Here is a 13,995-nt window from a genome sequence, read left to right on the forward strand (position 1 = left end):
TTGACAAAATAGCTATATTTGTGAGATGTTCACTTAAAGTAAATTTTTTGGAGGATACTATGGTGAAAATACATGGCTTAACTGTAGATAATGAATCTAGATGTGAACATTATCAAACGCCGCTAGATATCATCGCGATTAAATTTAAATGTTGTAATAAATTCTATCCTTGTTACAAGTGCCATAATGAATGTGAAAAGCATGACATTAAGAGATGGGATCAGTCTGAATTTGATGAACACGCGATACTATGTGGCGTTTGTAAAGAAACGATATCCATCAATGATTATATGTTAAAAGAGGTATGCCCAAATTGTGATGCTCGCTTTAATCACCGATGCAAGTATCACCATCATTTATATTTTAAAATTTAAGTTGGTTTTCTATTTTAAAGGTAATTTATTACAAAACATGTTATAATATTTTTGACTTTAAAAATTTATCATTGAAATGAATGTGAATGTTGCATAGAGAGAAAAGGAGGACATTGAATGAAGGATTTGATTAAAGGTCATATATTAAGTGGCGAATTTGATACTGCATATAGATTGATGTCCGAAGTGGATTTCTTAGAATTTGAAGAACACTTTATTTCAGCAGCTCACGAAGAAGAAAGTACGATGTTTTATACATTTATATTAGACTGTATTAAGAAGGGAGAAACAAGTGAACTTCATGACTTAGCGTTCTTGTTACACGTTTATCCATATAGTGAACATGATGGCGCATTTCATTCAGCATATTATCATGCTGAAAGATCGATGATTTTAACAGATCATAAAGAAGTTAAAAGTTTATTACAAATGCTTCTATTACATGCTATACCGGAACCTTTACTTTCTGACAAACAAGCTTTTGATATAAGTAAGCAAATACTTAAGATAGACCCAGAAAATAAAGTTGCTAGAAATATAATGAAAGAAACAGCTAAGAGAATGGATCAAGTAGTGGTAGATTTTTCACAACTATCCAAATCTCAAAATGCATAAACCTAGTCTTTTGACTAGGTTTATTTTTTATGGCATTATAGAAAAGTTACAAAATAAAATTTAGGAGAAAAAAAATGGAGAATCAGTTTAAAAGAAAAATAATTATGATTGTCTTTTTAGTTGGTACATTTTTCATGATTTTAAATGAAACGCTCTTAAATATTGCATTAAAAGAATTAATGTTAGTATTTGATGTAGATGCACCAACTGTCCAATGGATGGCAACTGGTTTCATGTTAGTAATGGGTGTACTAACGCCATTGTCTGCAGTCGTAAATCAATGGTTTACAACGAGGCGGTTATTTTTAGGGTTAGTAACAATATTTTCTATCGGGACTTTAACAGCTGGGTTAGCCGTTAACTTCCCAATGTTATTAGTAGGTAGAATGATTCAAGCAGCTGGAACGGGACTTATGATTCCAACTGTCATGAATGCAATGCTCATGCTATACAATGAGAGCGAACGCGGGAAAATTATGGGTCAATTCGGATTAGTCATTATGTTTGCACCTGCATTAGGACCAACGTTATCTGGTGTTATTGTTGATTATTTAGGATGGAGATGGTTATTTTTAATCGTTATCCCATTCATGCTATTTACGTTTATATTCGCATATAGATATTTACAAAATGTTGGTGAAATTACAAGACCGAAAATTGATGTATTCTCAATCATTTTATCAACAATTGGTATTGCAACTATTATATATAGTGTTTCATCAGTAAGTACTACTGAAGGTGGCTTCTCAAGTCCATCAATTTACATCACGCTTATCATTGGTATTATTGCGATGATACTATTTGTCTTTAGACAACTTAAATTAGAAGAACCTTTATTAGATTTGAAAGTATTTAAATACCATAACTATACAAAGGGTGTTATTATTTTCGTTGTTGTGATTATGACAATGTTTGCTTCTGAAATTGTAATGCCTATGTACTTACAAGGTCCAATGGGATTCAGTGCTAAAGTTGCTGGATTAATCTTATTACCAGGTGCTTTATTAAATGGTTTCTTATCACCATTTATGGGTGCCATATTTGATAAAGTTGGTCCAAGAAAACTAGTTGTACCAGGATTAATTGTGTTATTATGTGTCTCAATATTTTATTCAACGATTCATCCAGGTATTTCAGTATGGATATTTGTTATTGTATATATTATTTTAATGATTAGTATTTCTGCAGTATTGATGCCGGCAAATACAAATGCATTAAACGCTTTACCAAAAGAAATGTATCCACACGGTACAGCTGTATCCAATATGTTACAGCCAATAGGTGGCGCATTAGGTATTGCGATTTTTGTAAGTATTATGAACGGTGGACAAAGAGCAGCATTAGAAGGTATTAAGAATCCTACAGTTGATCAAATCAATCATGCTATGACGCAAGGTATTCATCAGTCATACTGGTTTGGTATTGTATTACTCGCTTTAGTAATCATTGTCGGATTGACAGTTACAAGAGCGAATTATAGTCAATCAATTAAAGATAATTCATAAATATATTGAAAAAGAGCAGGATTTTTATAGTCTTGCTCTTAATTTTTGGAATACTTTCGTGAATAGTGGGTATACATCATTATGTTGAACAAAATTATGAGGAGGAAAGTTTGTGTCAAATTTGAAAGAAGCAACAAAAATAGGGTTTGCTTATGTTGGGGTCGTTGTTGGTGCAGGGTTCTCGACAGGGCAAGAGGTAATGAAATTTTTTACCCACTATGGTTTATACGGGTATATAGGAGTTATTATATCTGGTATAATGTTGGCGTTTTTTGGTAGACAAGTAGCTAAGATTGGTACGGCACTCGATGCAGATGACCATAGCTCAACGATTAATTATTTATTCGGTAAAGCAGGTATCGTTATAGATTATGTATTAATATTTTTCTTATTTGGTATATCAGTAACGATGATAGCTGGTGCTGGATCAGCATTTAATGAAAGTTTTGGGGTGCCAACTTGGTTAGGTGCTTTAATTATGTGTATTTTTATTTATATCACGCTTTTATTAGACTTCGATAAAATTATAAAAGCATTAGGTGTCGTCACACCGTTTTTAATCATTGTCATATTAATAATCGCAGGTTACTTTTTTGTGAATGGTCAAGTAGGTATTTCTGAAATTAATGATACAGTTGAATCACCAAGTCTTTTCTGGGGAATAGCTCAAGGATTTATTTATGGTGGTTTAGCGTTCTCAGTTGGATTTAGTACATTAGTTGCCATCGGTGGCGATGCTGATAAACGTCGTATTTCAGGATTAGGTGGCATTATTGGTGGTATTATTTATTTAATATTATTAGCGCTTATCAATGCTGGATTATTAGTTGAATATCCTAATATTAAAGATATCGAGATACCAACGTTAGAACTCGCTAGAACAATTTCACCTATTATTGGTTTTGCATTATCAGTAATTATGCTTATGGTTATGTACAACACGATTTTAGGACTTATGTACTCATTTACAGCAAGGTTTACTGTACCATTTTCTAAAAAATACGTTGTATTACTGACGATATCTATGGTAATCGCTTATGGCTTAAGCTTTGTAGGTTTCTCATCACTGATTGATAAATTATATCCAGCTATGGGTGTTATAGGTTTAGTGATTTGTGCTGCCATTGTTGTTAAATATATTAGACGAAAAAGTGATAACAAAAAACATATCGCATAAAATAATTGAATATGTTAAACTATCTTCTTACATGAGGAAGTGAACATATGAAAAGAAAAAAACGACGATTGTTTATATTGATTGTAGCGATCATCGTTGTTGTAAGTGGGTTTTACGGTTATAACAAATATCAGGAACATAAAGAAAGGGAAGCACAATTACAAGCTCAAAGAGCCAATCAATTATTACTAAACAATAAGAAAGTAAAATTGATACGTGATGTATCTTATGGTCATAGTGCACCAAATAGTCAAATGGATATTATTATGCCTTCAAGAATGAAAAAAGGTGAGAAACTGCCAGTCATATTTTGGACGCATGGTGGTGGTTTTATAGCGGGAGACAAAAGACATAAGAATCCATACTTAGCACAAATTGCTGAAAAAGGATATATCATCGTAAATGTAAATTATGCTTTAGCACCTGATTACCAGTATCCGACACCAATACAGCAATTAGATCAAGCAACTAAATATACATTAAAACATAGAAATAAATTTAATATCGACTATAGACAAATTATATATGGCGGAGACTCTGCAGGTGCACAAATTGCCAGTCAATATGTGGCTTTACAAACAAATGATAAATTGCAACAGCAAATGCGTATGAAGCCAAGTATTAAAAAAGATTATTTAAAAGCTGCCATTCTTTTTGGTGGGTTATATAATATGCAAACTGTGAGATCTACAGAATTTCCAAGAATTGATTTATTTATGACAAGTTATACGGGTACTAAAGAATGGGAAAAGAACTTTGCAAGAATTAATCAACTATCTACCGTTGATCAAGTGACAAAAGAGTATCCACCTACATTTTTAACAGTGGGAGATGCTGACCCATTTGATCCACAAAATAGAGAGTTTGATGAAGTTCTTAAAAAGCAAGGTGTTCAAACGACTACAACATTCTTTGATGGTACGCACGGCTTACGTCATCAATACCAATTCCATATGAACTTGAAAGAATCTAAGAAGAATTATAATAACGTCATGATGTTTCTAGGGGCTAATACGAAACAGTCTCCATATGAAAACAATGCGAATCAAGATTCTGAAACTGTGATAAAAAAAGATAAATAATAAAAAAGGCAAACTACGCGAAATACGTGATGAGTTTGCCTTTTTTTATAATAATTTTGCCATCATAAATTCATCGTAATATTTATCATTAAAATACAATGTTTGTTCTTTCTTTCCTTCTACTTTAAAACCAAATTTCTCGTATAATCGGTATGCCGGTTCATTCTCCGTAACGACTGTTAACTCGAGTCTATGCAGTTGTCTTCTCACTGCCCAAGCTTCAGTTTCTTGAAGTAGTTTAAATCCAATTCCTTTATTTCTAAATGTCGGAAGTAGACCCATAGCAATTTTCGCGGCATGACGATTTCGATTGGTTTTGCCACCTTGGATCGTTACATATCCAATTAATGTATCATTCAATTCTGCAACAATGATTGTAGAGTTACTTGTCGTAATCATTTCTTCTAGAAATAAAGTTTGGTTTTGTATAGATATTTGATGTTCTCCTGGATTAAAGAGTAAATATTCGGATTGATTAATCACACTATCTAACAATTTATTAAAGTTTTCAACATCATTTATTCGAATTTCGCGTATGATTTCTTTCATAAAATGTCTCCTATTTCTATTTATAAATTACAATCAGTGGTATATTTATGGTAATTAAATAATAAGTTATAAATAGTATAACACATATGTAAAGTCCGAATATAAAGGAGTGCTTAAAATGAAAGAGAATGTACTCATCTCAGGTGGATCAGGGTATATAGGCAAGCATTTAATCAGTACATTAAAAGATGTCGGCAATCTATATACGATTACAAAGTATGAATCAGATATGATGTTAGATGATGAAGTTACATGGAGAAAGTGCGATATTTTTGTACTTAAAGATATGATTGAAGCTTTAAAAGATATAGATATTGCAATTTATTATTTAGATCCAAACAAGAAATCAGCGAAGTTAACTCAAAGTACTGCACGTAATTTAAATATTATCGCGAGTCATAATATGGCAAAAGCATGTAAAGTCAATAATGTTAAAAAAATTATATACATTAAAGGTTCTCCTTTTGATATAGAAACGATGGAAATATTAAGTTCAACGGGAATTGAAGTTCAAGTGACAGAACAATCTATTAAGCGACCAGCTGTATCGATAGAATTACAGAAGTCTAAAATAGATGATGTTAGAAGTGTTGATAGAATGCCAATTCCTTATAAATGGGATTTAGAAGATGTTGTGAAATACTATTTCCAATGGTTACAAGAAACAAGTGGAACGTTAGTGAGAACAGAATTAATTGGAGATATTTATTATGTTTATTTCCAACATCGCAGTAAACCATTATTAAAATTAAAAAGAGTGCATCCAAATATTGACGAAGATATTATACAGTTCAAAGTTATTGGTGGTTCACTTACTGTAGATTTATATGAAGATAATGGCATGTTAGAATTTAGAAAGTTAAGATTAACAAATGAATTTATGGTTCATTTATTTAATTACGTACCGAGATTACCTTGGAGTATATATTATTTATCACAAGCTCCTATTCATAATGTAACGATGAAGGGGTTCGAAGTTGATTGTAGAATTAAAGATTTTCAACTACGTAGTATAGCAGGAGAAGTTAAAAAATATACAAAGTAGAGGGATAGTATGGAATTACTAATAATTGAAGACGATGAAACTTTATTTAATGCTTTGAAACAACAACTAGAAAAATGGGATTGGTCAGTACATGGCATAAATGATTTTGGAGCCGTGTTTGAAGAATATAAAGCATTGCAACCGGACATGGTTATTATAGATATACAGTTACCTCAATATGATGGGTTCTATTGGTGTCGTGCGATAAGAAAACAGTCTAATATACCAATTGTATTTTTATCTTCAAGGGATCACCCGATGGACCAAGTCATGAGTATGGAACTAGGTGCTGATGACTTTATACAGAAACCATTTCACACAGAAGTGCTAGTTGCCAAACTTCAAGCAATTTATAGAAGGGTTTATCAATATAATAAAGATGAGCCTAGAATTAAGTTATGGCATAAAGCACGCGTTGATTATGGTAAACATATTATTGAAAAGAATGATATTGAAATTTCGTTAACTAAAAATGAAATGTTTATTTTAGAGATTTTACTAAATCATAAAAATGAAATCGTGAGTAGAGATACGATTATCACTGCTTTATGGGATGATGAACAATTTGTGAGTGACAATACATTAACTGTTAATGTTAATCGCTTAAGAAAGAAACTTACTGAAATTGGCTTCAATGATTTAATTGAAACGAAAGTAGGTAAAGGCTATATTGCGCACGAGCCGGAGGGATAAAATGATCAAATCGTTTCTGAAAGAAAGATGGATTTGGATATTACTGTATATAGTCATGCAAGTTACTATACTGCTTACGAGCTGGTTAGATGTGGCCTTTTCTTTTAAAAGCGCTTTGTATTTAATCGGTATAAATTTGATTATTTTTATCGTGTTTATATGGTTGATTTACACGCGAGAAACAAGATTTTATAGTGCATTAAAAAATGATATGCCGATTAAAGAAATTGAACATAAAGAATTGAATCAATCAACATATGAAAAGATCGTTTTTGATTATATTCAACTTTATGAGGAGCGTACGAGACGTACCATTCATAATCAAAATAAAGAAATACAAGCGACTAAAAATGATTTGCTAGATTGGATACATGAAGTCAAAACACCCATCACTGCAATGAAGTTATTATTAGACCAAATCGAGGAACAGGATTTAAAAAAGAATTTATTATATGAGTGGAGCAGAATCGACTACTTACTGGATCAGCAACTTTATATTAGACGTTTAAGTTCTAAAAGTAATGATTTTTATTTTGGACATTATGCTTTAAAAGAGATGGTTATAAAAGAAATTCAACATGCACGTAATATTAGCATGGCTAAAGGCATAGGGTATGATATTCAAATTGAAGATGAAAAAGTTTATACAGATGAAAAATGGTGTCGAACTGTCATTAGACAACTCATAAGTAATGCTCTGAAATATACGGAGAATAAAGATATTATCATTTCAACTTATGAACAAAATGGTCAAACATACTTGAAAATTCAAGATTTTGGGCGAGGTATTAAAGCGCGAGACTTACCACGTATTTTTGAAAGAGGCTTTACTTCAACGACAAATAGACGTGAGTCTACAGCCACAGGAATGGGGCTATATTTAGTTAAAGAAATTACTGAAGGATTAAGTATTAAAGTTAATGTGAAATCTACTTATGGTGAAGGAACGACAGTATTGCTTATTTTCCCACAACCAAATGAATTAACAACGGTAGAACAAACAAGTGACAAAAATGTCACTTCAAACATGAAAATGTACGATGAATCAAAGGAAGAATTGTAAAAAAGGCTATAAGATGGAATCATAAACAAATTACAAAGGAGTTTTGAATATGAGCATATTAAAAACTGAACAACTCGTTAAAGTTTATGGTTCTAAAAAAAATCAACAAGAAGTGTTGAAACAAATAGATATGACTGTTGAAAAAGGTGAATTCATTAGTATTATGGGGCCATCTGGGTCAGGAAAGACGACACTGTTAAATGTATTAAGTTCCATTGATTATGCGACAACAGGGCAAATTGAAATTAATGGTCATCAACTACAGAACATGAACAATAGACAAATGTCTAATTTCAGAAAAAAAGAGCTGGGCTTTATATTCCAAGAATATAATTTGCTTAATACACTTACCGTGCAAGAAAATATCATGTTACCTTTAACCATTCAAAAAATTTCTAAAAAAGAAGCGCAAGTAAGATTTGAAGAAATTAGTAAGGCGTTAGGTATTTTAGATATACAAAATAAATATCCTAGTGAAATCTCTGGTGGTCAAAAGCAAAGAACATCAGCTGCAAGAGCATTTATAGCACAACCATCCATTATATTTGCTGATGAACCAACTGGTGCATTAGATTCTAAATCTGCTTCAGATTTACTGAATAAATTAAATCAAATGAATCAAATGACACAATCAACAATCGTTATGGTTACACACGATTCATCAGCAGCAAGTTATTCAAACAGAGTCATCTTCTTGAAAGATGGAAAGATCTACTCTGAACTTTATAAAGGAGACGATGATAGAGAGACATTTTACAAAGAAATCATCAAAACACAAAGTGTGTTAGGTGGTGTTGTAAATGAGCTTTAATCAAATTGTTATTAAGAATTTAAGACGTAACATTCGACATTATAGTATGTATGTCTTTTCAATAACGATGAGTGTCATGCTCTTTTTCGGATTTGTCACGTTAAGGTTCTCTGAAGATTTAAATAGTGTTCAATCAGGTATTAGAGTTGGCGCAGCTATTAAAGTAGGCGTAACAATATTGACGATTATCATCGTTATATTTCTTCTTTATGCCAACAAACTCTTTATTAAGAGAAGATCGAGAGAAATGGGATTGTACCAATTAATTGGTATGACAAAGCGTGAAGTCTTTAAAATATTTGCTTTAGAAAACTTTGTATTATTCACATTAACAGCTGTGATTGGATCTATTTTAGGATTTTTCTCTTCTAAAATATTATTGATGATTTTATATAAAATCATCGGCGTCCAACAAGAAGCACATTTGAATTTTAGCATTGAAGCTTTCGTTCAAACAATTATACTCATGATTGCGATTTATATCATTATCGCTTTTCAAAATGCAATATTTATAAAAAGAAAGACAATTTTAGCACTTATGCATGAATACAATGCAACAGATACTAAAATTAAGAAAATTAAACTATATGAATTGATTTTTGGTGCAATTGGCATCGTCATGATTATAAGTGGTTATTATTTATCAAGTGTCATGTTCGATAATCTTAGCGATGCAGGAATGGCAACATTATATATAAGAATGCTTACCATTTTATTCTTAACAATAGTGGGTGCATACTTGCTCTTCAGATGTTCAATCTCATTAATATTTAATACCATTCGTAAATATAAAAAAGGTATGCTGAGCGTGACAGATGTTGTTTCAACTTCGTCTATTATGCACAAAATGAAAACAAATGCTTTATCACTAACAATTATCGCAATAGTGTCAGCTATGTCAGTCGGCCTACTAGCATTGAGTTACGTTCAGTACTACAATGCCGAAGAAACAGCAAGAAGTACATCACCAGATGATTATATTTTTGTAAATAAAGATGCAAATCAACAATTTAAAAAAGCATTAGATGCTGAGCATATTCAATATAAAGAACGTAATTATGATGTGACACGTTATATTATTGATGATAGAAAAGTGCTTAAAGGTGCTAATGAGACAACTGGAGCAGAACCAAATTCACCATCAACAGTTGCTAAAGCATCTGAATTTAAAGATCTGAAATTGAAAGACGATGAAGTTGCAGTTGTAGGGTTTAATGATCTTCTTGATAAAGTGACTACAGTTAATGATCAAGAAAAAATGTCCTACAAAATGGGTAATCAAACACATCATCTTAAAGTGAAATCTATTAGTAAAGAAAATTATTTATCTTCAATGGTTTCTTATAATGCACCTGTTTATGTTGTGTCAGATCATACATTCGACCAAATGAAAAAACATGAAGCTAGAAATGATGACATGAATCAGCAATTTGGTGTGAACTTAACAAATGATAAAGATGTTAAGAAAGCAGAAAAAATCTTTAGTAAAGTACAAAGTAAAACCGAGTCATCTATGTCATATCATGAAATTTATAATGACTCTAAAAGTAGCCTCGGAGTTATGCTATTTATTCTTGGGTTCTTAGGTATCGCATTCTTACTATCTACAGGATGTATCATTTACATTAAACAAATTGATGAAACTGAAGATGAAACGTCAAACTACATTATTTTAAGAAAGTTAGGTTATACATCTAAAGATATGTCTAAAGGTATTGCACTGAAAATTGGATTTAACTTTGCGTTACCACTAATCATTGGATTATGTCACGGATATTTCGCGGCTAAATCAGCTTGGTTCTTTATGGGACAATCATTCTATACACCAGTGCTGATCGTAATGTCACTTTATTCATTAATCTATATTCTGTTTGCTTTCTTAGCATATATCCACTCTAAACGCGTGATTCAAAGAGTACTTTAAAAATAAAAAAATTTAAAAAAGGGCTAGTGCTTGTCATTAGCCTTTTTTTGTGTTATAAAATACCAATGTGAACTTTGTGTTTACGTAAAGTTTACAGACAAGTTAAAATTTCAAAAATAAATTAATAAACTGTGGTCGAATTCATTTTGAAAGAGTACAATGAAAGAGTAATTACATAAATTATGATGTAAATTTTGGGAGGATTACTAATGTTTAATAAGAAGAAGGATAAGTTTGGTATTCAGTTAGAAGCTATAGCTGAGAATTTAAGTCGTGCATCAGTTGAATTTGGAGAAATGGATTTTAATTCAGATTTCGACTTAAAAGCTTATTCAGATAAAATTAAAGCCTATGAGTCTAATGGTGATGATCTTATGCACCAAATGATTACTGATTTAAATCAAACTTTCATTACACCAATTGAAAGAGAAGACATTTTAGAATTATGTGATGCATTAGATGATGTATTAGATGAAATGGAAGAAACTTCAGCAATGTTTGAAATGTACTCTATCAGTTATTCAGATGAATACATGGCAGAATTCGTGAAAAATATACAAGCAGCAATTAAAGAAATTGAGATTGCTGTAACGTTAGTAGCTGAGAAGAAATTCTCACACATTCGTGTACATTCTATCAACATTAAAGAATATGAAACGAATTGTGATGGTATTTTAAGACAATCAATTAAATATATTTTCAACAGTGAAACAGATCCAGTAACATTAATAAAAATTAAAGATATTTATGAATCTCTTGAAGATGTAGCAGATAAATGTCAATTAGTAGCAAACAAATTAGAACAAATTATTATGAAAAATAGCTAAGGAGTTTTAAAAAATGGATAGTTTACTCATTATTACCGTAGCTATTGTTGTGTGTGCGTTACTTTTTGACTTTATTAATGGTTTCCATGATACAGCCAATGCAATCGCTACAGCAGTATCTACAAAAGCACTTAAACCACGACATGCGATTATTTTAGCAGCGGTTATGAACTTTGTTGGGGCATTAATGGCAACAGGTGTAGCACAAACAATTGCTAAAGATATTGTCGATCCGTTTAAATTAGAAAATGGTTCAGTCGTTATTTTAGCAGCATTGATTTCTGCTATAGCGTGGAACCTTATTACTTGGTATTTCGGGATTCCAAGTTCATCTTCACATGCATTAATAGGGTCAATTGCAGGTGCAGCTATTGCTTCTGCAGGATTTGGAATATTACATTACCAAGGATTTTCAAAAATTATATTAGCTTTAATTGCATCTCCAATTTTAGCGTTTATCGTTGGTTTCATTGTATATTCTATTTTCAAAGTCGTATTTAAAAATAATAATTTAACAAGAACAAATAGAAACTTTAGATTTATCCAAATTGGTACAGCAGCATTACAAGCATTCTCACACGGTACAAACGATGCTCAAAAAGCAATGGGTATCATTACAATGGCGCTTATTTCAGCTAATATGCAATCTACAACAGATATTGAATTATGGGTTAAAATAAGTTGTGCTACTGCAATGGGTCTTGGAACTGCAGTAGGTGGATGGAAAATTATCAAAACAGTTGGTGGAAACATTATGAAAATCCGTCCAGCTAACGGTGTAGCAGCTGACTTATCATCAGCATTCGTTATTTTCGGTGCTACATTCATTCACTTACCAGTATCAACAACACACGTAGTATCTTCATCTATTTTAGGTGTAGGTTCATCACAACGTGTTAAAGGTGTTAAATGGACAACAGCACAAAGAATGATTATTACTTGGATTATAACTTTACCAGTATCAATTCTTTTAGCTTTCATCGTTTACCACATTTGTATGTTATTCGTATAAGCAATCATTTAAACATCCAACTCTTTAAGGTTGGATGTTTTTTGTATGGGAAAATTGAGAAGGGGAGGAGAAATTTAGTGATAGGTGAATTTTTTGTGGGGAGATGTTCTGAGTTAGGGACATAATTCCGAGAAATGTCCGTAAGAGAGAGCTCATCTAATTACCAGAATTCGAAATAATGGAAGTTAGCCGATTCTAACTACCACAATTCAGAATAATGATAGTTAGCCCAGATAATAAAAACTACTACAATCTAATTTTCTGCATAGAAAAAACCAGTTCGTCTTCTGAACTGGTTTTTTTATTAATGAATATATGAATAGTTATATACTTGAGATGCTGGGACTGTTCTGTAATCTTTAACACCTGGAGGCGTATTATAGTTCATTTCTGAAATTAATAGACTTCCGTCTGCGTTAATAGATTCTACATATGATACGTGACCATATTGTCCAGCTGTAGTTTGCATAATTGAACCTACTTCAGGTGTGCCGTCTACTCGGAAACCGTCAGCTTGTGCTGCGCCTGCCCAATATTTAGCATCTCCCCAGTATGTGCTGATTGAACTACCAGCTTGTGTTCTGCGATCAAATACGTAATATGTACATTGACCCCAGTCATATAAGTTTTGGTCATTGAATGATTTATTGCCACCTGTTTGAGTAGGTTGTGTGTTATTTGAAGGAGTAGTTGTAGTATCACTACCGCTTCCACCAGCAATTTTTAAAGTTTGACCAGGATAGATAATATAACCTTGTAAATTATTTGATTTCATTAGTTGGTCAACTGTAACACCGTTTTGTTGTGCGATTACTGCTAATGAGTCACCACTTTTAACTGTGTATGTAGAGCCTGAAGTTTCTGTTTCTTGAGAACCGCTTCCTCCCGTTGAACTACTTCCGTTTACAGTAATGACTTGCCCTGGGAAAATCATATTTCCTGAAATATTGTTACTTGATTTCAGTTGATTAACAGATACACCATATTGGTCTGCAATCATCCATAAAGATTCACCATTTTTTACAGTATGTTGAGTTGAAGCTTCGGCATCGTTATGAGCTGCTATAGCTGCAACACCAGAAACAGCTGTTACTGCGAATGCAAATTTTTTCAAAGGCTTATCCTCCTTAGGTATATATAATATATAAAAACAGAATACTAAAATGAACTTTCTTCTATACACGTAATGGTAACAAAAATAATATTGTATGTACCTGATGTAATCACTTTGTAATAAAAACACAATAATTAATATTTGCTTTTTTACATTGTTTGAAGTGCGCCAAAACCGTTGTGAGCGTATCTATATGGAATATGG

The 13,995-nt window shown here is 32.0% G+C and carries 14 protein-coding genes; 12 read left to right on the forward strand and 2 right to left on the reverse strand.

The window, feature by feature from the left end:
* Positions 1-59: 59 nt before the first annotated feature.
* From LQ686_RS07445 to LQ686_RS07465, 5 genes are all read left to right on the forward strand, one after another.
* Entirely contained in the window at positions 60-374 is a 315-nt protein-coding gene (locus LQ686_RS07445; RefSeq protein ID WP_107565395.1) for a CHY zinc finger protein, read from the forward strand.
* A gap of 117 nt (positions 375-491) precedes the next feature.
* Complete coding sequence (locus LQ686_RS07450; protein WP_107565396.1) at positions 492-989, forward strand: hypothetical protein; 498 nt, start codon at positions 492-494, stop codon at positions 987-989.
* Positions 990-1,063: 74 nt separating this feature from the next.
* Complete coding sequence (locus LQ686_RS07455) at positions 1,064-2,494, forward strand: MDR family MFS transporter (protein ID WP_107565397.1); 1,431 nt, start codon at positions 1,064-1,066, stop codon at positions 2,492-2,494.
* A gap of 112 nt (positions 2,495-2,606) precedes the next feature.
* A complete protein-coding gene (locus LQ686_RS07460; protein ID WP_025907397.1) occupies positions 2,607-3,671 on the forward strand; it encodes a YkvI family membrane protein in 1,065 nt (354 codons plus the stop codon).
* A 47-nt stretch (positions 3,672-3,718) separates the two neighbouring features.
* Entirely contained in the window at positions 3,719-4,753 is a 1,035-nt protein-coding gene (locus tag LQ686_RS07465; protein WP_107565398.1) for an alpha/beta hydrolase, read from the forward strand.
* A gap of 45 nt (positions 4,754-4,798) precedes the next feature.
* Here LQ686_RS07465 and LQ686_RS07470 read toward each other — a convergent pair whose 3' ends face one another.
* Positions 4,799-5,302, reverse strand: coding sequence for a GNAT family N-acetyltransferase (locus LQ686_RS07470; RefSeq protein ID WP_025907393.1), 504 nt, complete (start codon positions 5,300-5,302; stop codon positions 4,799-4,801).
* 118 nt (positions 5,303-5,420) lie between these two features.
* Between LQ686_RS07470 and LQ686_RS07475 the strand changes: the two genes are divergently transcribed.
* The 7 genes from LQ686_RS07475 (at position 5,421) to LQ686_RS07505 (ending at position 12,677) form a co-directional block, all read left to right on the forward strand.
* Positions 5,421-6,347: an NAD-dependent epimerase/dehydratase family protein gene (locus tag LQ686_RS07475; RefSeq protein ID WP_107565399.1), complete on the forward strand. Its 927-nt coding sequence runs from the start codon at positions 5,421-5,423 to the stop codon at positions 6,345-6,347.
* A 9-nt stretch (positions 6,348-6,356) separates the two neighbouring features.
* A complete protein-coding gene (locus LQ686_RS07480; protein ID WP_107565400.1) occupies positions 6,357-7,040 on the forward strand; it encodes a response regulator transcription factor in 684 nt (227 codons plus the stop codon).
* 1 nt (position 7,041) lies between these two features.
* Complete coding sequence (locus LQ686_RS07485) at positions 7,042-8,103, forward strand: sensor histidine kinase (protein WP_107565401.1); 1,062 nt, start codon at positions 7,042-7,044, stop codon at positions 8,101-8,103.
* Between the two features lie 49 nt (positions 8,104-8,152).
* Entirely contained in the window at positions 8,153-8,914 is a 762-nt protein-coding gene (locus LQ686_RS07490) for an ABC transporter ATP-binding protein (RefSeq protein WP_025907385.1), read from the forward strand.
* Positions 8,904-10,838 (forward strand): ABC transporter permease, encoded by a 1,935-nt coding sequence (locus LQ686_RS07495; RefSeq protein WP_107565402.1) that lies wholly within the window; start codon positions 8,904-8,906, stop codon positions 10,836-10,838. Before LQ686_RS07490 ends, LQ686_RS07495 begins: the two co-directional genes overlap by 11 nt.
* A 209-nt stretch (positions 10,839-11,047) precedes the next feature.
* Positions 11,048-11,665 carry a DUF47 domain-containing protein gene (locus LQ686_RS07500; RefSeq protein WP_107565403.1) on the forward strand — a complete coding sequence of 206 codons (618 nt, stop codon included), beginning with the start codon at positions 11,048-11,050 and terminating at the stop codon, positions 11,663-11,665.
* Between the two features lie 13 nt (positions 11,666-11,678).
* Entirely contained in the window at positions 11,679-12,677 is a 999-nt protein-coding gene (locus LQ686_RS07505; RefSeq protein WP_025907379.1) for an inorganic phosphate transporter, read from the forward strand.
* Between the two features lie 304 nt (positions 12,678-12,981).
* Here LQ686_RS07505 and LQ686_RS07510 read toward each other — a convergent pair whose 3' ends face one another.
* Positions 12,982-13,791 carry a LysM peptidoglycan-binding domain-containing protein gene (locus LQ686_RS07510; protein WP_107565404.1) on the reverse strand — a complete coding sequence of 270 codons (810 nt, stop codon included), beginning with the start codon at positions 13,789-13,791 and terminating at the stop codon, positions 12,982-12,984.
* Positions 13,792-13,995: the final 204 nt, after the last annotated feature.

Origin of the sequence: Mammaliicoccus sp. J-M41 (genome assembly GCF_022385935.1) — a bacterium.
Classification (GTDB): Bacteria; Bacillota; Bacilli; order Staphylococcales; family Staphylococcaceae; genus Mammaliicoccus; species Mammaliicoccus sciuri_A.